17 protein-coding genes and 1 pseudogene are annotated in these 19,732 nt (G+C 59.8%); 13 read left to right on the top strand and 5 right to left on the bottom strand.

Going from position 1 to position 19,732, the window contains the following annotated elements; translation table 11 throughout:
• Positions 1 to 146 precede the first annotated feature (146 nt).
• The 4 genes from ACA061_RS18805 to fabF all read left to right on the top strand — a co-directional run bounded on the left by ACA061_RS18805 (position 147) and on the right by fabF (position 4,900).
• Entirely contained in the window at positions 147 to 2,141 is a 1,995-nt protein-coding gene (locus ACA061_RS18805; protein WP_210554164.1) for a polysaccharide biosynthesis protein, read from the top strand.
• 110 nt (positions 2,142 to 2,251) lie between these two features.
• Positions 2,252 to 2,587 carry a ComEA family DNA-binding protein gene (locus tag ACA061_RS18800; RefSeq protein WP_150615956.1) on the top strand — a complete coding sequence of 112 codons (336 nt, stop codon included), beginning with the start codon at positions 2,252 to 2,254 and terminating at the stop codon, positions 2,585 to 2,587.
• Between the two features lie 211 nt (positions 2,588 to 2,798).
• A complete protein-coding gene (locus ACA061_RS18795) occupies positions 2,799 to 3,593 on the top strand; it encodes an SDR family NAD(P)-dependent oxidoreductase (protein ID WP_210700402.1) in 795 nt (264 codons plus the stop codon).
• Between the two features lie 32 nt (positions 3,594 to 3,625).
• Complete coding sequence (gene fabF, locus ACA061_RS18790; RefSeq protein WP_497299825.1) at positions 3,626 to 4,900, top strand: beta-ketoacyl-ACP synthase II; 1,275 nt, start codon at positions 3,626 to 3,628, stop codon at positions 4,898 to 4,900.
• On the opposite strand, the gene ACA061_RS18785 is transcribed toward fabF, so the two are convergent.
• The 3 genes from ACA061_RS18785 to eat all read right to left on the bottom strand — a co-directional run bounded on the left by ACA061_RS18785 (position 4,897) and on the right by eat (position 7,254).
• Positions 4,897 to 5,454, bottom strand: coding sequence for a TetR/AcrR family transcriptional regulator (locus tag ACA061_RS18785; protein ID WP_497299824.1), 558 nt, complete (start codon positions 5,452 to 5,454; stop codon positions 4,897 to 4,899). The genes fabF and ACA061_RS18785 overlap by 4 nt on opposite strands.
• Positions 5,455 to 5,590: 136 nt before the next feature.
• Positions 5,591 to 5,758, bottom strand: coding sequence for a DUF2897 family protein (locus ACA061_RS18780; protein WP_100847753.1), 168 nt, complete (start codon positions 5,756 to 5,758; stop codon positions 5,591 to 5,593).
• Between the two features lie 131 nt (positions 5,759 to 5,889).
• Complete coding sequence (eat, locus tag ACA061_RS18775; RefSeq protein WP_150603326.1) at positions 5,890 to 7,254, bottom strand: ethanolamine permease; 1,365 nt, start codon at positions 7,252 to 7,254, stop codon at positions 5,890 to 5,892.
• 423 nt (positions 7,255 to 7,677) lie between these two features.
• Here eat and kdpF point away from each other — a divergent pair, with 423 nt between their 5' ends.
• The 6 genes from kdpF to ACA061_RS18745 all read left to right on the top strand — a co-directional run bounded on the left by kdpF (position 7,678) and on the right by ACA061_RS18745 (position 15,759).
• On the top strand, positions 7,678 to 7,767 hold the full coding sequence (gene kdpF / locus ACA061_RS18770; RefSeq protein WP_007899818.1) for a K(+)-transporting ATPase subunit F: 90 nt from the start codon (positions 7,678 to 7,680) through the stop codon (positions 7,765 to 7,767).
• A gap of 8 nt (positions 7,768 to 7,775) precedes the next feature.
• Positions 7,776 to 9,470, top strand: a complete 1,695-nt coding sequence (kdpA, locus tag ACA061_RS18765; protein ID WP_210553970.1) for a potassium-transporting ATPase subunit KdpA — start codon at positions 7,776 to 7,778, stop codon at positions 9,468 to 9,470.
• A 10-nt stretch (positions 9,471 to 9,480) separates the two neighbouring features.
• Complete coding sequence (kdpB, locus tag ACA061_RS18760; protein ID WP_497299823.1) at positions 9,481 to 11,538, top strand: potassium-transporting ATPase subunit KdpB; 2,058 nt, start codon at positions 9,481 to 9,483, stop codon at positions 11,536 to 11,538.
• 155 nt (positions 11,539 to 11,693) lie between these two features.
• Entirely contained in the window at positions 11,694 to 12,239 is a 546-nt protein-coding gene (kdpC, locus tag ACA061_RS18755) for a potassium-transporting ATPase subunit KdpC (RefSeq protein ID WP_210700405.1), read from the top strand.
• Between the two features lie 121 nt (positions 12,240 to 12,360).
• Entirely contained in the window at positions 12,361 to 15,012 is a 2,652-nt protein-coding gene (locus tag ACA061_RS18750; RefSeq protein ID WP_497299822.1) for a DUF4118 domain-containing protein, read from the top strand.
• 48 nt (positions 15,013 to 15,060) lie between these two features.
• Positions 15,061 to 15,759, top strand: coding sequence for a response regulator (locus tag ACA061_RS18745; RefSeq protein ID WP_497299821.1), 699 nt, complete (start codon positions 15,061 to 15,063; stop codon positions 15,757 to 15,759).
• A 142-nt stretch (positions 15,760 to 15,901) separates the two neighbouring features.
• Here the strand turns inward: ACA061_RS18745 and ACA061_RS18740 are convergent, their stop codons facing one another.
• Positions 15,902 to 16,948 carry a patatin-like phospholipase family protein gene (locus ACA061_RS18740; protein WP_150615947.1) on the bottom strand — a complete coding sequence of 349 codons (1,047 nt, stop codon included), beginning with the start codon at positions 16,946 to 16,948 and terminating at the stop codon, positions 15,902 to 15,904.
• A 216-nt stretch (positions 16,949 to 17,164) separates the two neighbouring features.
• Between ACA061_RS18740 and ACA061_RS18735 the strand changes: the two genes are divergently transcribed.
• From ACA061_RS18735 to ACA061_RS18725, 3 genes are all read left to right on the top strand, one after another.
• Positions 17,165 to 17,443: a hypothetical protein gene (locus tag ACA061_RS18735; RefSeq protein ID WP_150603333.1), complete on the top strand. Its 279-nt coding sequence runs from the start codon at positions 17,165 to 17,167 to the stop codon at positions 17,441 to 17,443.
• Positions 17,444 to 17,523: 80 nt separating this feature from the next.
• Positions 17,524 to 18,288, top strand: a complete 765-nt coding sequence (locus ACA061_RS18730) for a CHAD domain-containing protein (RefSeq protein WP_210553964.1) — start codon at positions 17,524 to 17,526, stop codon at positions 18,286 to 18,288.
• Positions 18,289 to 18,529: 241 nt separating this feature from the next.
• The gene (locus ACA061_RS18725) at positions 18,530 to 19,324 is read left to right on the top strand and encodes an acyl-CoA thioesterase (RefSeq protein ID WP_210553963.1); all 795 of its coding nucleotides are present in this window, start codon (positions 18,530 to 18,532) and stop codon (positions 19,322 to 19,324) included.
• A gap of 21 nt (positions 19,325 to 19,345) precedes the next feature.
• Here the strand turns inward: ACA061_RS18725 and ACA061_RS18720 are convergent.
• Positions 19,346 to 19,576: pseudogene (locus ACA061_RS18720) on the bottom strand (terminase); the annotation flags it as partial.
• Positions 19,577 to 19,732 lie beyond the last annotated feature (156 nt).

Raw genomic sequence — 19,732 nt, 5'->3', positions numbered from 1 at the left:
CTTCTCATCGGCTATCAAACTCCCCTTGACCGAGAAAGTTTCAGATTCGAGCCGTTCAGATTCTTCAGGTCAATGCGGTATGCTGTCCGGAGCTCGACCGGTAATGCAGCCGCGGAAAGGAGAAGTTTGAGGTGAGCGAGGTATTTATGGACAAAGTCAGGACTTATCTGGTGAATCTGCCCCGACGGCGCAAGCGTCTGATTCAGGTCGCTACCGATGTTTTCCTGGTCTGGATCGCTTTGTGGCTGGCGTTTATCGTTCGTCTGGGAATAGACGACATGTACAACCCGCTAAAAATACATTTTTGGCTGTTCGCTTGCGCTCCGGTGATCGCTATTCCCCTTTTTATTCGCTTCGGCATGTATCGTGCCGTAATGCGCTATTTTGGCAATGACGCTCTTATTGCAATCATCAAAGCCGTTAGTCTTTCATCGCTGATTCTTGCTGTAGTTGTTTACTGGTACAGCAACCATGAAGCCGTAGTACCTCGTTCTATTATCTTCAATTACTGGTGGCTGAGCCTCGTCATCATCGGTGGCCTGCGCCTGTGCATGCGTCAATATTTCATGGGGGACTGGTTCACGGCTGCCCAGCACGTGCCGTTCACCAATCGCGATGATGGCCTGACCAAGGTCGCCATCTACGGTGCAGGCGTTGCGGGCAACCAATTGGTTGCTGCATTACGGATGGGCAGGGTCATGCGGCCTGTGGCGTTTATCGACGACGATACCAATATTGCTGATCGATCCATTTCTGGTCTCCAGGTCTACAAACCCAAGCATATTCAGCAGATGATCGATGTCACGGGCGCGCAGGAGATACTCCTGGCGCTGCCCTCGTCAACTCGAGCACGACGCAGGGAAATCCTCAATTTTCTTGAAGCTTATCCGCTCCACATACGCAGTGTTCCCAACTTCACCGACTTGGCCAGCGGCAGAGTTAAGGTTGAGGATATTCAGGAAGTTGATATCGCCGATTTGCTGGGGCGCGACGCCGTTCCAGCGCAGCCGGAATTGCTGGAGCGCTGCATCAAGGGCAAGACAGTCATGGTTACTGGCGCCGGCGGTTCGATCGGCTCGGAGCTGTGCCGACAGATTTTTTCGCTGGGGCCAACTGAGCTTCTACTGTTCGACCATAGCGAATTCAATCTATATAGCATTCTCTCAGAGTTGGAGCAGCGAAGTACGCGAGAGTCGGCGCCTATCCGTCTGCTACCGATTCTCGGTTCTATCCGGCATCAGGAAAAGTTACTGGATGTGATGAAAGCCTGGCAGGTGGACACCGTTTACCACGCAGCCGCTTATAAACATGTACCGATGGTCGAGCATAATATTGCTGAAGGCGTCCTGAATAACGCAATCGGAACGCTTAACACGGCTCAAGCGGCTTTGCAGTCTGGCGTATCGAACTTTGTTCTGATTTCAACTGATAAGGCGGTTCGTCCGACCAACGTCATGGGGAGTACCAAACGTCTGGCGGAGATGACTCTCCAGGCGCTGAGTCGTGAAGTCGCTCCAGTGCTGTTTGGTGACAGCGCCAATGTGTCTCGGGTCAACAAAACCCGCTTCACCATGGTGCGGTTCGGCAATGTACTGGGTTCGTCCGGCTCTGTGATTCCACTGTTCCACAGTCAGATCAAATCCGGTGGTCCACTGACAGTCACCCACCCGAAAATCACCCGCTACTTCATGACAATCCCGGAAGCCGCGCAGTTGGTCATTCAGGCAGGCTCAATGGGGCAGGGTGGCGATGTGTTTGTTCTGGATATGGGCGAACCGGTGCGAATTGTCGAGTTGGCAGAGAAGATGATCCATCTGTCCGGCTTGAGCATTCGCTCCGACCGCAACCCGCAAGGTGATATTTCCATCGAGTTCACCGGCTTGCGACCGGGAGAAAAGCTCTATGAGGAGCTGCTGATCGGCGATAACGTCGCAGCAACATCGCACCCGATGATCATGACAGCCAATGAAGACCACCTCCCTTGGGAGGTATTGAAGGCCAAGTTAGATGAGTTGCTCATCGCTGTAGAAAAAGACGACTACACCCGCGTCCGCCAACTCCTGCGCGAAACCGTCAGCGGCTACACCCCCGATGGCGAAATTGTCGACTGGATCTACCAGCAACGCCGCCTCGAGCCCTGATTGTTTCACATCCTGTAACGCACGCATTTTTGACTTGCGCCCGTCATGGCCTACTTTTGAAGAGCAGCTTCGGAAAAGCTGCTTTCTCAAATGATGATGGAGCGTCACCTATGCGTACCGGTTACTTTTACTCCTTGATGTTTGCCCTGCTTACAAGTGCCTCGATAGCCGCGATTGCTGCGCCTCTGTCGCCACCGGAGCCAGTGAAGGCGCCAATCGTCATTGACGTTGCGCCGTCTTCACAAAGCGCAAAAATCAATCTCAACGACGCCGACTCGGCAACGCTGCAAAAAGAACTGTCCGGTGTAGGAGAGGCCAAAGCCAAAGCGATTGTTGCATATCGTGAAACAAATGGGCCGTTCGCATCGGTGGACGAGTTGCTGGAAGTGAAGGGTATTGGAAAAGCGATCCTGGATCGCAATCGCGACAAGCTGGAAGTGAACTAAGCTGATTGTTCAACGCCAAGGGGCCGGTCATTGACCGGCCTTTTTGTTTTTCAGGTAGCGCGTTTGCCTGAGGAAACCAGAAGCACGCTCGTCTGCCAGTTAAAAATTACGGCTATCATATTGCGCTAGGATTATGCCTATAATAATTACCGCGCGCTCTGTATCACCGAGATCCAGAGGGCGATCCCCCAAGTATTCCAGGAGTCCTGTCATGAATTCTGTTGCGTCTCAAGGTACAGCTCTCGTCACTGGTGCATCGTCTGGTATCGGTGCGATTTACGCAGAGCGGTTGGCATCGCGCGGTTTTGACTTGTTGTTAGTGGCCCGTGACCAAGAGCGTCTGGACAGTGCCGCAAGCAGGTTGCGGGATGCCCATGGCATTCAGGTCGAAGTGCTCAAGGCGGACCTGACGCAAAAAGATGATGTGCTCAAACTTGAGCAGCGTCTGCGCAGTGATTCCAGCATCAGCCTGCTGGTCAACAACGCCGGCGTTGCGGCTGATGGTCTGTTGGCCAATGCAGATTTAGACAATCTTGAGCGTCTGATCCAGCTCAACGTCACCACGGTCACCCGGCTGGCATCGGCCGCTGCGGCGAGTTTTGCCAAGGCTGGTCGCGGCACGATCATCAACATTGCCTCGGTTGTGGCCCTGTTTCCAGAGCGTTTCAACGCCACTTACAGCGCCAGCAAAGCCTATGTGCTGAGCCTGACTCAATCGCTTAACGCCGAACTCGACGGCACCGGTGTAAAAGTCCAGGCGGTGCTGCCCGGCGTTACCCGCACTGAAATCTGGGAGCGTTCCGGAATCGACGCCAGCGGCATACCGGCCGAAATGGTCATGGACGCTGGCGAGATGGTCGATGCCGCGCTGGCAGGTCTGGATCAGGGCGAGCTCATTACCATCCCGTCCCTTCCGGATGCGGGTGAGTGGCAAGCCTTTGTGGCTGCGCGGATGGTGATGGCGCCGAACCTGTCCCGCAGTTCGGCTGCCAGCCGTTACAAGTAAGTTTTTCTGAATCAGTTAGAGGTACATGCGGTATGGATCAGCGTCGAATAGTCGTCACGGGCATGGGCCTGGTTTCACCCTTGGGCAGCGGTGTTGAGGTTGTTTGGCAACGTTTGCTGCAGGGGCGTTCGGGGTTGCGCAATTTGCCTGAAGCAGTGGTCGCTGACTTGCCAACGAGTGTTGGCGGCAGAGTGCCGACTCTGGAAGAGGACGCCGAGGCCGGTTTCGACCCGGATCGCGCCACCGCGCCGAAAGAACAGAAGAAGATGGACCGCTTTATCATGTTTGCCATGGAAGCGGCGCGGCAGGCGTTGGAGCAGGCGGGATGGCATCCAGCCGATGCGACGGATCAAGAACGCACAGCGACAATCATCGGGTCCGGTGTCGGCGGATTCGGTGCCATCGCTGACGCGGTGCGTACGACTGATAGCCGTGGCCCGCGTCGTTTGTCGCCATTCACCATTCCGTCGTTTCTGGTCAATCTCGCAGCCGGGCACGTATCCATTCAGCATCACCTCAAAGGACCGTTGGGGGCGCCAGTAACTGCTTGCGCCGCCGGTGTTCAGGCGATTGGTGATGCGGCGCGATTGATTCGATCCGGTGAAGCCGATATCGCCGTGTGCGGCGGCGCGGAAGCGTCGATCGATCGCGTCAGTCTTGCGGGTTTCGCCGCGGCACGAGCGCTGTCCAGCGGCTATAACGACACCCCGGAGCGCGCCTCACGTCCATTCGACAGTGGGCGTGATGGCTTTGTCATGGGTGAAGGCGCCGGCCTGTTGGTGATCGAGTCCCTTGAACATGCCTTGGCTCGTGGCGCGCAGCCCTTGGCCGAACTGGTCGGTTACGGCACCACGGCCGATGCCTATCACCTGACCGCTGGGCCGGAAGACGGCAGTGGTGCACGGCGGGCAATGGCGCTGGCCCTGGCTCAGGGCGGCATCACGCCGGATCAGGTCCAGCATCTGAATGCGCACGCGACGTCCACGCCGGTTGGCGACCTCGGCGAACTGGCGGCCATCAAGGCGTTGTTCGGTGTGCAGAACAAAATTGCCGTGACCTCGACCAAATCCGCCACCGGTCACTTGCTGGGTGCTGCGGGCGGACTTGAGGCGATCTTCACGTTATTGGCGATTCGCGATCAGGTGGTGCCGCCGACGCTCAATTTTGACAATCCGGATCCTGCCAGTGAAGGCGTGGACATCGTCCATGGTCAGGCCCGGCCGATGCCGATCGAATATGCGTTATCCAACGGGTTCGGTTTTGGCGGTGTGAATGCCAGCGTGTTGTTCAAGCGTTGGCAGGATTAGTCTTCGGATTGTTTGAGGTGCTCGCTGGTGACGTCGAGGATGCGTTGAGCAAACTCGGTATCCGCGACACTGCGTGACAGCAGTAGCGCGCCAACCAGGGTCGACATGATGACGATGGCCCGGTCGGCGCGATTGTCACCTTCGAGGGTGTTTTCGATCTGATCCAGTCGTGCGTTAAGCACGGCGTCACTGGTTGGACTGGGTTGTCCGCGCAATCCCAGTTCTGCAGAGATGGTCGGGAGAGGGCAGCCTTCCTGTGGAGACGTCTGATGCCATTCGGACAGGTAAGTGTCTATAAACAGTTGCAGCGGATGTTCCTGGGCAAAGATTTCAGCGCATAGCCCATCAACCTGGTCGCTTGCTTCTTGCAATGCCTTTTCGACCAACTCGTCCTTCGATCGAAAGTGCGAGTAAAAACCGCCGTGGGTCAGCCCCAGCGCTTTCATCAGCGGCTGCAGGCCTGTCGCACCGATTCCATCCTTGCGGAATCGTGCTGAGGCTTCCTTGATTATCCGTCGATGTGTCTGGGCTTTATGGTCCTGCGAGTAACGCATTTGGATCTCTCCGCAACAATACCCCCATATTAACCATGGAAAATTAAATGGTGACTGTACTTCTACTTCTAAAAAACACACAGAAGGGCGGATACGGATCTGAAAAACAAACCCCGCCAGTTAGGCGGGGTTGGTTTCAACGGTCTTGCGCTTCTTTCGCGTCCGCTTCGGCATTGCGTTGAGCGACACGCTTGCGTTCTTCATCGGTCAGTTCGACCTTGTTGGCGGTGTCTCGCAACATCATCAACCCGCCCACGATCGAGCCGATTGCAACGACCAGAATCAACCAGGCATACCAAGGCATAACGGCTCTCCTTAAAGGCAGATCGGTGGGCGAGGATTTCGCCGTGAACCGCTGCATACAACTTTTGAGCGAAGTGAACTCGCAGTGGTTCCATTCTAGGCCCGTTATGCCCGGCGCACCCGATCAATCCCTCATTGACCGGTAAGCATTGCGTCGGCCGGGGCGTTGGCACGCAGTTGGCCGGTGAGCAGGAAGTAGCCGAAACCGACCGCCATGAAGCCGAGGAAAATCAGCCCGATCAGTGTGTTGAACCACGCCATCGCCACCAGACACACCACCGCCAATACCAATGCAATCATCGGAATCAACGGATAGCACGGCGCGCGAAAGGTGCGCTCAAGGTTCGGTTCGGATTTACGCAGTTTGAACAGGCTGAGCATGCTCATGATGTACATCACGATCGCGCCGAACACCGCCATGGTGATCATCGCGGCAGTGAGGGTCATGCCGCCGAGGTTGATCAGGCCGTCGCTGTAGATCGCGGCGATGCCGATAATTCCGCCGGCGATGATCGCCCGATGCGGCGTCTGGAAGCGCGACAGTTTTGCCAGCGAGGCGGGCAGGTAGCCGGCGCGGGCGAGGGCGAAGAACTGGCGCGAGTAGCCAAGAATGATCCCGTGGAAGCTCGCCACCAGACCGAACAGGCCGATCCATACCAGCATGTGCAGCCAGCCGGAATTGTCGCCGACCACGGTTTTCATCGCTTGCGGCAGTGGATCGTTGATGTTCGACAGGGTGCGCCAGTCACCTACTCCGCCAGCGAAGAACATCACGCCCATTGCCAGCAGCACCAGAGTCAGAATGCCGCTGATGTAAGCCTTGGGGATCGTGCGTTTCGGATCCTTGGCTTCTTCGGCGGCCATGGCTGCGCCTTCGATGGCGAGGAAGAACCAGATAGCGAACGGAATCGCGGCGAACATCCCGGCAATCGCTGGCGCGCCGAAAACGTCCGAGCCGGCCCAGCCATTGAGGGCGAAGTTGCTGAAGCTGAACGCTGGTGCGACGACGCCCATGAAAACCAGCAATTCAGCAACGGCCAGCACGCAGACGATCAGCTCGAAGGTCGCCGCCAGTTTCACCCCAAGGATGTTCAATCCCATAAAGACGATGTACGCGCCGACTGCCGCGTGTTTCGGATCAAGTGCCGGAAATTGCACATTCAGATAGGCGCCGATGGCCAGAGCAATCGCCGGCGGTGCGAAGACGAACTCGATCAGCGTCGCCAGCCCGGCGATCAATCCGCCTTTTTCACCGAATGCTCGACGGCTGTAGGCAAACGGCCCGCCAGCGTGGGGAATCGCGGTAGTGAGTTCGGTGAAGCTGAAGATAAAGCAGGTGTACATGGTCGCGACCATGAACGAAGTCACCAGAAAACCCAGCGTCCCGGCCACGCCCCAGCCGTAACTCCAGCCGAAGTATTCCCCGGAAATCACCAGCCCCACGGCGATACCCCACAGGTGCAGCGTGCCTAGCGTGGGTTTGAGTTGTGTGTTCATGCGTTTGCTCCCTGAACGGTTGGAAAGCTCGGGGGAGGGCGTGTGCAGTGGGCGTGCCATTTTGTATTGGCGGGTCGTAATGGGCTTGAATTTGTCGTATCGGGGATGTTCGGCGGTGGATGTTGGCATTTTTGTGCGCCAGTCGGGTGCGGTGGAGTCTGTAATGCCGCCATCGCGGGCAAGCCCGCTCCCACAGGGATCTGCGTCGAGCACACAACTGCGACCTGACGCTGAACCTGTGGGAGCGGGCTTGCCCGCGATGAGGCCAGTCCGGACAACGCAAAAATCGGCTGTAAAGCCCGCATAAACCCACTCTTTACGCTTTCTTTATGCCCCGCCACACCCCTCGCTCTCGTTCCTTTACAGCCTCCTTCCCGACAATCACTCCACACGCGGCAATACGCCGTAACACGGAGATCTTCCATGAGCGTTCTGGACGGGGTGTCACTGCTATTGGCAGTGGGGCTGTTCATTTATCTGTTGGTTGCGCTGTTGCGCGCGGATCGGAACTAGGAGCGGCTATGCACAGTTATGACTATTGGCTGATCCTCGCGTTCTTCGCGTTGGTCTTGCTGCCGGCGCCGTTCCTCGGGCGCTTCTACTACAAAGTGATGGAAGGCCAGCGCACCTGGTTGACGCCGATTCTCGGCCCGGTCGAGCGCGGCTGTTTTCGCGTGGCCGGGGTCAATCCGCAGGATGAACAGAGCTGGCAGAAATACACGCTGGCGCTGCTGGCTTTCAACCTTGCCGGTTTCCTGCTGTTGTTCACGATTCTGCTGTTTCAGGATCACTTGCCGCTGAACCCGCAGAACCTGCCGGGCCAGGAATGGACTCAGGCGTTCAACACTGCGGTCAGTTTCATGACCAACACCAACTGGCAGTCCTACAGTGGTGAAGCGACGCTCAGCTACCTGAGTCAGATGGTCGGCCTCACCGTGCAGAACTTCGTCAGCGCCGCCACCGGCCTCGCCGTGTTGGTCGCGCTGTGCCGTGGCATCGGCCGCAAGTCGAGCAAGACACTGGGCAACTTCTGGGTCGACATGACCCGCGCTACCCTCTACGGCTTGTTGCCGCTGTGCCTGCTGCTGGCGCTGTATCTGGTCTGGCAGGGCGTGCCGCAAACCTTCGCGCAGTATGTGAATGCGGTGACCCTGCAGGGCGTTGATCAAGTGATCCCGCTGGGCCCGGCGGCGAGCCAGATTGCGATCAAGCAACTGGGCACCAACGGTGGTGGCTTCTTCGGCGTCAACTCGGCGCATCCGTTCGAGAACCCGACCGCGTGGAGCAACCTGTTTGAAGTCGCCTCGATCATCCTGATCCCGGCGGCGCTGGTGTTCACGTTCGGCCATTACGTGAAGGACCTGCGTCAGAGCCGCGCGATCATCGCCTGCATGCTGGCGCTGTTCCTGATCGGCGGCGCGACTTCGCTGTGGGCTGAGTACCAGCCGAATCCGACTCTGAACAACGCTGCCGTCGAACAGATCGCACCGCTGGAAGGCAAGGAAGCGCGCTTCGGCACCACCGCCACTGTGCTGTGGTCGGTGACCACCACGGCGGCGTCGAACGGCTCGGTCAACGGCATGCACGACAGCCTCAATCCGCTGAGCGGCATGGTTGCGCTGGTCAACATGATGGTCGGCGAAGTGATTTTCGGCGGCGTCGGTGCCGGGCTTTACGGCATGTTGCTCAACGTGTTGATCGCGGTGTTCCTCGCCGGTCTGATGATTGGTCGGACGCCGGAATACCTCGGTAAAAAACTCCAGGCGCGAGAAGTGCAATTGCTCGTGGTCACGCTGCTGGTGATGCCGGTCGGCGTGCTGGTACTCGGTGCGATTGCCGCCACCTTGCCAGGCCCTGCGGCAACCATCAGCAACCCCGGCCCGCACGGTTTCAGCCAGTTGCTCTACGCCTACACCTCGGCCAGTGCGAACAACGGTTCGGCATTCGCAGGTTTGAGCGCGAACACGCCGTTCCACAACCTGATGCTCGGCCTGGGCATGTTGATCGGTCGCTTCGGCTACATCCTTCCGGTTCTGGCCTTGGCCGGCAGCCTGGCAATGAAGAAAACCGCACCGATCGGCCAGAACAGCTTCCCGACCCATGGCCCGCTGTTCGTGACCCTGTTGACCGTGACCATTTTGCTGGTGGGCGGCCTGACCTTTTTGCCGACGCTGGCGTTGGGTCCGATCGCTGAACATCTGAGCCTGGGCTTCTAAGGAGTCAATGATGAATATGCCCGCAATCAAACCCGCTGCCGCCAAAGCACCGGAACAAGCGAAAACCGCAATCTCGGCCCTGTGGCGTCCGGCGCTGGTGCAAGCCTTCGTCAAGCTCGACCCTCGGCAACTAAAGCGTTCGCCAGTGATGCTGGTGGTCGAACTGACCGCGATTTTCACCACCGTGTTGTGCTTCATTCCCGACGCTGATGTGCCGACGTTCGTCGCCGCGCAAATCGCCCTGTGGCTTTGGTTCACCGTGCTGTTCGCCAACTTCGCCGAAGCCTTGGCCGAAGGTCGCGGCAAGGCCCGCGCCGATAGCCTCAAGGCTGGCAGCGAAGGCCTCAGCGCTCGACGTAAACAGGCGAACGGCAGCTTCCAGGTTGTGCCGGCGACCAGTCTGCGCAAGGGCGATGTGGTTCGCGTCGAAGCGGGGGAGATGATCCCGGGTGACGGCGAAGTCATCGAAGGCATCGCGGCGGTCAACGAAGCGGCGATTACCGGTGAATCGGCGCCGGTCATTCGTGAGTCTGGTGGCGACCGCTCGGCCGTCACCGGCAACACCCGACTGGTGTCTGACTGGTTGCTGGTGCAGATCACCGCCAATCCCGGTGAATCGACCCTCGACCGCATGATCGCCTTGGTCGAAGGCGCCAAGCGCCAGAAGACCCCGAACGAAGTCGCGCTGGATATCCTGCTGATCGGTCTGACGCTGATCTTTCTGCTGGTGGTGGTGACCCTGCAACCCTTCGCCCACTTCGCCAACGGCAGCCTGCCGCTGGTGTTTTTGGTGGCGCTGTTGGTGACGCTTATTCCGACCACCATCGGCGGCCTGCTGTCGGCGATCGGTATCGCCGGGATGGATCGTCTGGTGCGCCTGAACGTGATTGCCAAATCCGGTCGCGCGGTGGAAGCGGCGGGCGATGTGCATGTGCTGCTGCTCGACAAGACCGGCACCATCACCTTCGGCAACCGTCGGTGCAGCGCGGTGTATGCCGCGCCGGGTGTGACGGGCCGGGACTTGGCCGAAGGTGCGTTGTTTGCGTCGCTGGGTGACGAAACCGCCGAAGGCAAATCCATCGTCGAGTACCTGCGCGGTCTGCACCCGGAACCTGAGCCTTCGCCGGAAACCCTGACTGTTGTGCCGTTCAGCGCTGAAACCCGCTTGTCCGGTGTCGACTATCAGGGCCGCGTTTATCGCAAAGGTGCGGTGGATTCGCTGCTGAGTTTCATCGGTCAACCACGCACCGATCTGGCCCCGGCCCTGTCGCGGGAAATCGACAAAATCGCCCAGAGCGGCGGCACGCCGTTGCTGGTCTGTGTCGACGGTAAATTGCTCGGCGCGATCCACCTCAAGGACGTGGTCAAGCCGGGTATCCGCGAGCGTTTTGCCGAGCTGCGCAAACTGGGGATTCGCACGGTGATGGTCACCGGTGACAACCCGCTGACCGCTGCTGCGATTGCGGCTGAAGCAGGCGTCGATGACGTCCTCGCCGAAGCCACACCGGAGAAGAAACTCGCGCGTATTCGCCTTGAGCAGAACGACGGTCGTCTGGTCGCGATGTGCGGCGACGGCGCCAACGACGCCCCGGCGCTGGCGCAGGCCGACGTCGGCATGGCGATGAACGACGGCACGCAAGCCGCACGCGAAGCGGCGAACATGGTCGACCTCGACAGCGATCCGACCAAGCTGCTGGACGTGGTGCAAATCGGCAAGGAATTGCTGGTGACCCGTGGTGCGCTGACGACCTTCTCCATCGCCAACGACATCGCCAAATACTTCGCGATTCTGCCGGCGTTGTTCGCCTCGATCTACCCGCAACTGGGCGTGCTGAACATCATGCACCTGAGCAGTCCGCAGAGCGCGATTCTGTCGGCCATTGTGTTCAACGCGTTGATCATCGTAGTGCTGATTCCGCTGGCTCTGCGCGGTGTACGCGTGCAAGCGGCGAGTGCGGCGGCGTTGCTGCGACGCAATCTGCTGATTTATGGCGTTGGCGGGATTTTGGTGCCGTTTGTGGGGATCAAGGCGATCGACATGCTGCTCACGGCGTTGCACTTGGTGTGATTTTGAGTGGCGTGCCAGGCATGCCGCCATCGCCAGCAGGCTGGCTCCCACATTTGAAATGCATTCCCCTGTGGGAGCCAGCCTGCTGGCGATGAACTCGACTCGATCCACCTGACTTAATGCGATATGTGCTTTTTGAATTCGAGGATTATGAAATGTCCACAATGATACGTCCGGCCCTGAGCCTGCTGGTGCTGATGACCCTCGTCACCGGCGTTGCCTATCCGCTGGTAGTCACGGGCGTCGCGCAGTTCGCGTTTCCCGAGCAGGCCAACGGCAGCCTGGTGCACGACGCCGCCGGCAAGGTCCGCGGTTCATCGCTGATCGCCCAGGATTTTGTTGGCGATGCGTGGTTCCATCCGCGGCCATCGGCCGGTGCCTTTGCCACTGTTTCCAGTAGCGCAAGCAACCTGGCGCCGAGCAATCCGGCACTGGCCACCCGCGTGATCGACGACGCCAACAAGTTGCAGGTGCCCGGCCAAGGCCCGGTGCCGCTGGCGCTGCTGACTACCTCCGGCAGCGGCCTCGATCCGCACTTGCCTCCGGCGGCAATTGCCTATCAACTGGCGCGTGTCGCGCAAGCGCGTAACCTGCCGGTGTCGACCGTGCAGCAACTGTTTGATGCACACATCGAGCAGCCGCTGGTGGGGCCGCCGGTGGTGAATGTGTTGGCGCTGAACATGGCGCTCGAGAAGCTGTAGATCAAAAGATCGCAGGCTTCGCCAGTTCCTACAGGGTGTACGCCGTTCCATTGTAGGAGCTGCCGAAGGCTGCGATCTTTTAACGCTTCAACCAATCTCAAACCGAACAAGGCAATCCCAGATGAGCGACTCCGGCCGCGCCGACGCACTGTTAGCAGACCTGCCCCGCGACGGCCGAGGCCGGCTCAAGGTTTTCCTTGGCGCCGCGCCCGGTGTCGGCAAGACCTACGCGATGCTCCAGGCCGCCCACACCCAACTGCGTCAAGGTGTGAAAGTCATCGCCGGCGTCGTTGAAACCCACGGCCGAGCCGAAACCGAAGCGTTGCTCGGCGGCTTGCCGCAGCAGCCTCTGGTGCGCTCGGAATACCGTGGCGTGATGCTCGAAGAAATGGACCTCGACGGCCTCCTCGCCGCCAAACCGAAGCTGGTGCTGGTCGATGAACTGGCCCACAGCAACGCCCCCGGCAGCCGCCATACGAAACGCTGGCAAGACATTCAGGAACTGCTCGCGGCCGGCATCGATGTGTTCACCACGGTCAACGTCCAGCACCTCGAAAGCCTCAACGATCAGGTGCGCGGCATCACCGGCGTGCAGGTGCGCGAAACCCTGCCGGACTGGGTGCTGCAAGAAGCCTTTGAGCTGTTGCTGATCGACCTGCCGCCGCGTGAATTGCTCGAGCGGCTGCGCGAAGGCAAGGTCTATGTGCCGGAGCAGGCGCGGGCGGCAATCGATGCATTCTTCACCCAGACCAACCTCACCGCATTGCGCGAACTGGCGATGCAAACGGCCGCGGCACAAGTCGATAACGACCTCGCCCAAGGCTATCGCCAAATGGGTCAGGCCGCGCCGGCGGTGCGCGGACGTTTGCTGGTCGGCATTGATGGCGATGCCCAGGCCGAGCGTCTCGTGCGTCACGCCAGCCGCGTCGCGCAGCGTCGGCATTTGCCGTGGAGTCTGGTGCACGTCGACAACGGCAGCGTGCGCGACGAGCAATCACGTTTGCGTCTGCAAAGTGCTCAGCAACTCGCCGAACGGCTCGGTGGCGAAGTGGTGTTGCTGCGCGCCGGCGAGGTGGCGAAAACCCTGATCCAGCATGCTACCGAACGCCGTGCGAGTCTGGTCCTTGTCGGGCAGTCCCGCCCGCGTCTGCGCCGTCGTCTGTTCGGTGGTGGTCTGGCCGCTCGGTTGCTGCGCCAGGCCCATGGGCTGGAAATCAACGTCCTCGACAGCGATCAACAACAGGATCAACCGCGTACTCGAAATCCACTGACACTGGTTTGGTTCGACTACCTGCTGGCGCTGGTCGCCACGGTGTTGGCCACTGCACTGGCGTGGGCAGTGTCGAGTGTGTTGCCGCTGCCGAACATCTCGCTGGTGTTCCTGGCGGCCGTGTTGCTGGTGGCGGTGCGCAGCAGTCTCGGTCCGGCGCTGGCCTGTGCGGCGTTGTCGTTTCTGACCTACGACTTTCTGTTCATTCCGCCGAATTTTTCGTTCAGCATCCAGCGTGAAGAAGACGTGCTGACCTTGCTGTTCTTTCTGTTGATGGCGGCGCTCACTGGCAACCTGGCTGCGCGTCAGCGTCGGCAATTGCAGGCGTTGCGCGACACCCAGGAAGAAACTTCCGAGCTGCTCGACCTGTCGCGCAAACTCACCGCCGCCACCGACCGCCAGGCCGTGGTCAATGCCGCCGCGCAGCACCTCAATGGTTGGAGCGATCTGCAAATCTGCTTGCTCAATCGCGACGGGCAGGGTGGCTGGAAAGTTGAAACCGGCGGCCCGCTGCAATTCACCGAATCCGAACGCGCTGCCGCCGATTGGGCCTGGCAGCACGATCAACCGGCCGGGATGGGCACCGGCACGCTGCCGTTCGGTCGCTGGTGGTGGTGGCCGCTGTCGGTCGAGGACGGTCCGCTGGCGCTGCTCGGGGTGTGCGCCAAAGAGGGCCAGACCTTGAGTGGCCAGCGTCGCCGGTTGCTCACCGCGCTCAGTCAGCCACTGGCGCAAGCGTTGGCTCGCGCGCAGTTGGCGGATGATCTGGAAGCGGCGCGCCTGCACGGCGAAACCGAGCAATTGCGCAGCGCGCTGCTGGCCTCGGTTTCCCATGATTTGCGCACGCCGCTGACGTCCATGCGTGGCAGCATCGACAGCCTGTTGGCCCTTGGCGAAGCGATCCCGCTGGAGGATCGTCGCGAGCTGCTCGAAGGCACCCGTGACGAAGCCGAACGCCTCGACCGCTACATCCAGAATCTGCTCGACATGACACGCCTGGGCCATGGCGCGCTGAAGCTGGCGCGGGACTGGGTGTCGCCGGCCGATATCGTCGGCAGTTCGCTCAATCGTCTGCGCGCAGTGCTCGCGCCGTTGCAGGTCAGCACCGAGGTGCCGGCCGAGTTGCCGTTGCTGTACGTGCACGCGGCGTTGATCGAACAGGCGCTGGTCAATGTGCTTGAAAACGCCGCACGTTTCTCGCCACCTGACGGCCGATTGCAATTGAATGCCGGCGCGAACGACAACGAAATCTACTTCTCGGTCAGCGACGAGGGGCCGGGGATTCCCGAAGACGAGCGGGCGAAGATTTTCGATATGTTCTACACCGCCGCACGCGGTGATCGCGGCGGCCAGGGCACCGGCCTCGGCCTGGCGATTTGTCAGGGCATGGTCGGTGCACATGGCGGGCGAATCAGCGTTGCCGATGGCATTGACGGGCGCGGCACCTGCATCACCTTGCACCTGCCATTGCAGGCGCAACCGGGGATGGACGATGAAGCTTGAATCCGACTGCGCTACTCTCTTGCCAATCTTTTGTGTTGATGTGAATTCATGAGCCAGACCGCGACCATTTTGGTCATTGACGACGAACCGCAGATCCGCAAGTTCCTGCGCATCAGCCTCGTTTCACAAGGCTACAAAGTGCTCGAGGCCGGCACCGGCGCCGAGGGCCTGGCGCAAGCGGCGCTGAATAAACCGGACCTGCTGGTGCTCGACCTCGGCCTGCCGGACATGGACGGCCAGCAAGTGCTGCGCGAGTTTCGCGAGTGGGCCACGGCGCCGGTGCTGGTGCTGTCGGTGCGCGCCAGCGAAGGGCAGAAGGTCGAGGCATTGGACGGCGGCGCCAACGATTACGTGACCAAACCGTTCGGCATTCAGGAGTTTCTGGCGCGGGTGCGCGCGTTGTTGCGCCAGGCGCCGGCGGGAGAAGCGCAGCAGGCAGCGCTGAATTTCGGCCCGCTGACGGTGGATCTGGCCTATCGGCGGGTGTTGCTTGATGGCGTCGAAGTGGCCCTGACTCGCAAGGAATATGCGGTGCTGGCGCAACTGGCGCGGCATCCGGGACGGGTGATCACCCAGCAGCAATTGCTCAAGGATATCTGGGGGCCGACGCACACCGAGGACAGCCATTACCTGCGAATCGTGGTTGGGCATTTACGCCAGAAACTGGCGGATGATCCGACGCGGCCGCGGTTTATCGTGACAGAGGCGGGGGTTGGGTATCGGCTGTTGAGTGAAAACAGTCTGTAGTTTTTGTGTGGCCTTTTCTGGCCCTATCGCTGGCAAGCCAGCTCCCACAGGTATCTCGGGTGTGGTTGAAAACTGTGTTTCACACAGACCACTGTGGGAGCTGGCTTGCCAGCGATGAGGGCCTGACAGTCAGTCGAGAACTTCAGGAATCTCTGCTCTGCTCCTCTTCATATCGATCAAAGGTGTCCCGCGCAATCTCGCGCCCCAAAGCGATCAACTCCGGCGCCTTGTAAAACTCGAAAAACCGGCACACCCGCTTCGGCACGTTGATCAAGATGTCCGGCGGATACCCGGCAATCTTGTACTGCGCCAACGAGGTCTGCATCACCTCGAAGCTCTGGTTGATCAAGTCCAGCAATGACGCGGGCCCAACGTTATCGATGATGAATGAACCCGTCGCGGATTTCGGTGCGCCTTCGCGTTCGGGAGCCGCGGCGGGTTGTTGCGATTCGGGTTCGGCGCCTTCGAGCCACGGGTTGATACTCGCCGCTTCGGCACGCAGTGCTTCCTGTTCCAGACGCAGCAGTTGCTCGGCCTGGGTGCGGCGGAATGGCAGCTTCGAACCGAGCGAACTGATCAGGCTGTCGAACCGAGAACGAAAGGCGGCAGGACGCTGGATCACCGGTAACTTGTAATGCCGCTGGTTGGTCGAGTTGAGATTGACCGCGATGATCAGATCGCAATGACTCGACACCACCGGCACGATCGGCAGCGGGTTGAGAATCCCGCCATCCACCAGCATCCGGTTGCCTTGCATCACCGGGGTGAACAGGCTGGGAATCGCCGCCGACGCGCGCATGGCCTGATGCAGACAGCCTTCCTGAAACCAGATTTCCTGCTGGTTGGTGAGGTCGGCGGCGACCGCGGTGTAAGGGATACGCAAATCTTCGATATTGATATCGCCGACGATCTTGCGGATCTGGCCGAAGACCTTTTCACCGCGAATCGCGCCGAGACGGAAGCTCACGTCGACCAGTCGCAGCACGTCGAGGTAATCGAGGCTTTCGATCCAGTGTTTGTATTCATCAAGCTTGCCGGCGGCGTAGATCCCGCCGACCACCGCGCCCATCGAACAACCGGCAATACAGGCGATGTCATAACCGCGTCGTTCGATCTCTTCTATGACTCCGATATGGGCGTAGCCCCGGGCGCCTCCGGAACCCAGCACCAGTGCGACACGCTTTTTCATCAAACTTCCTCCCGACAAGGTTGCACAATGCACTCATCGAGCAGGTGGCTCAATCGCCGAAGTCGCTCAGCGCGTCGATGACGTCGTTTTTTCGATACTGTGTGACCACTCGGCGCTATCCTTTCGCCATCGCATAATCATGGGGCGACAAGGCACTTTTTCTCAGCCTTATCGTCTTACCTGCACGACTGTTGACCTATCTTTGAGGTGTGAGTGATGAAAGCCTGGATCTGTGTACCGTTGTTGGCTCTGGCATTGGCCGGTTGCGCCGGTAAGACCGCTTACCGCGACAGCTGCGGCAGCCAGCTCGACACCGCGTGGCATGAGCTGGATCTGGCCAAGGCCGAAGGCTTTGCCGGCACCGTGAGTTATTCCAAAGCACTGTCATTGTTGACCGCCGCCAAAACTCAACAACAATTTGAAGGCTTCGAGGGTTGCGCCAGCAAAGCCGAGAAGGCGCGTTTCTACATTCGCGAATCTCGCGCCGGCCGCTAAGCTGCTGACTTGGCACAAGTCGACTGAGGCTGCGACATTGCAGACTCAGCCGTCAGGCTTTTTGAATCAGGGAGCAAGTGATGTCTGCGTTGGTTGACGGCTTGGTGGCTCATGTCTTGAGCCTGGAAGTGCGATTGCTGGTCTGTCAGGCGCGCCTCACCGCGCGGACCGACCCCGAGGCGCTGCACGATCTGCGCACTACGGTGCGGCGCTTGCGCAGCCTGTTGCGGCCGTTGCGCGGCTTGCCGGGTGTCGAGCAACTGGAAGACGCGGCGTCGGCGGTCGGCCAGTTGACCACGCCGTGGCGAGATCGCGAAGTGCTGGCGGCGTACCTGCTCGAACACGATCAACCTGAAGCCGCACAACGGCGCATGGCGCAAATGGCCGAAGCCTATCCGGCGCTGGCGGCGAGCCAGGAAGTGGCCTCGCTGCTGATGATCCTCGACGCTTTCCCGCGCTTTTTGCGTGCCTCGCAGCGTCAGGGCTTGCTCAAACGTCTGGGCAAGCGCATCGAAAAACGCCTCGGCAAACAATGGAAGAATCTCGACCAGGCGCTGCACGATCCGGCCCATGACCGGCATCGCCTGCGACTGCTGATCAAGCGTGTGCGTTATGGCATCGAAGCCTATCCCGAACTGGATCGCTTGCCCGAATCAGCGCTGGAACGGCTGAAATCCGCGCAAGGTGCCTTGGGCGATTGGCACGATTGCTGGCAGTGGCTGGCGCGGGCCGAGCTGGAGGCGGACCTTCAGCCGTGTGTCGCGACGTGGCAGGCAACGATGATCAAGGCTGAAGCCAAGGCAGATCGGGTGCTCGAAAAACTCAGTTCCTCCTGCTTCAAATAACCCCGCAATCCCCCTGTAGGAGCTGCCGAAGGCTGCGATCTTTTGATTTTTGGTTTTTAAAAACTAGATCAAAAGATCGTCCAATCGCGGCCCGAGCCTTCGGCAGCTCCTACAGGGTTTTTCATTGGGTTTGAAATCGGTGTAAGGCCTATCTGTCTGCCCATTTGACCGGAATAGACGCTGCGGCGCTCTGCGTGGCTGGTTAAGATCCCGGCATTCATTTTTGCTTTCTGAGGTTGCCATGCGCTTTAGCGATCTGCTTGATGCGGTCCGCCGCGATTCGACGCTGACTATCCCTGCCGAATGGGGACAGGGCCGCGCCAGTTTCGGTGGCCTGGTCGCCGCCCTGCAATTTGAAGCCATGCGCGCCAAGGTGCCGGCGGATCGCCCGGTGCGTTCGCTGGCGATCACCTTTGTCGGCCCGGTCGAGCCCGAAGTGCCGGTGAGTTTTGAAGTCGATGTGCTGCGAGAAGGCAAAGCCGTCAGCCAGGTGCTGGGCCGGGCGATGCAGAACGGTCAGGTGGTGACGATCGTTCAGGGCAGCTTTGGTGCCTCGCGACCATCGGAAGTAGCGGTTGAAGCGTATCCCGCGCCGCAAATGAAGCACTGGGACGAATGCCAGGAGTTGCCGTACATAAAAGGCGTGACGCCGGAGTTCATGCGCCATCTGGCGATGCGTTGGACTACCGGCGGCATGCCGTTTACCGGCACCCCATCGCGGCTGATGGGTGGTTGGGTACGACTGCGTGGGGATGTGAAAGAAGAGCCGGTCAGTGAAGCGCATCTGCTGGCGCTGGTGGATGCGTGGCCACCCGCGCTGTTGCCGTATCTGAAAAAGCCTGCGCCGGGCAGCACGTTGACCTGGACCATCGAATTCGTTCAGCCGCTACGCGACTTGAGTACGCTGGACTGGTGCCAATATCTGGCAGACATCGAGTACGCTGCCGACGGTTACGGTCATGTCGCCGCCAAGCTGTGGAGCGCGCAAGGGGAACTGATCGCCATGAGTCGCCAGACTGTCACGATCTTCGCCTGACGCGATGCCGACGGGCGCTCACGCTTCCAGGTGATGGCCGCGGCGCTGTAAACCTGCCGCCGCGACGATACCAATCACACCGATGGCCACGCTGGTCAGGCTCAGGCTGAACACGCCGGAAACGATCAGCAGAAACGCCACGATGAACAGCGGCACTGCGATCAAGTGCAGCACCTGATGGGTCGGATGCTGGTCATTGCCCGGGTGCGTGCGCCATTGCCACGCGGGAAGGTTGGGGTGACGTCTGCCCATGTCTGCTACTCCTCGATCCGTGTTGAACACATGGGTGAAGAATAGGCCGGGGCGGGGAGGGCGGCGAATCAAGGTTGGCTATTGAAGTGATAGTGACAATGGCTAAATTCGATGTCGATTCAGCTGACGCCATCGCGGGCAAGCCCGCTCCCACAG

It is taken from the genome of Pseudomonas sp. LBUM1668, assembly GCF_059695715.1.
Note: the sequence above shows the minus strand (reverse complement) of the source record. Positions and strands in the feature narration are given on the sequence as shown.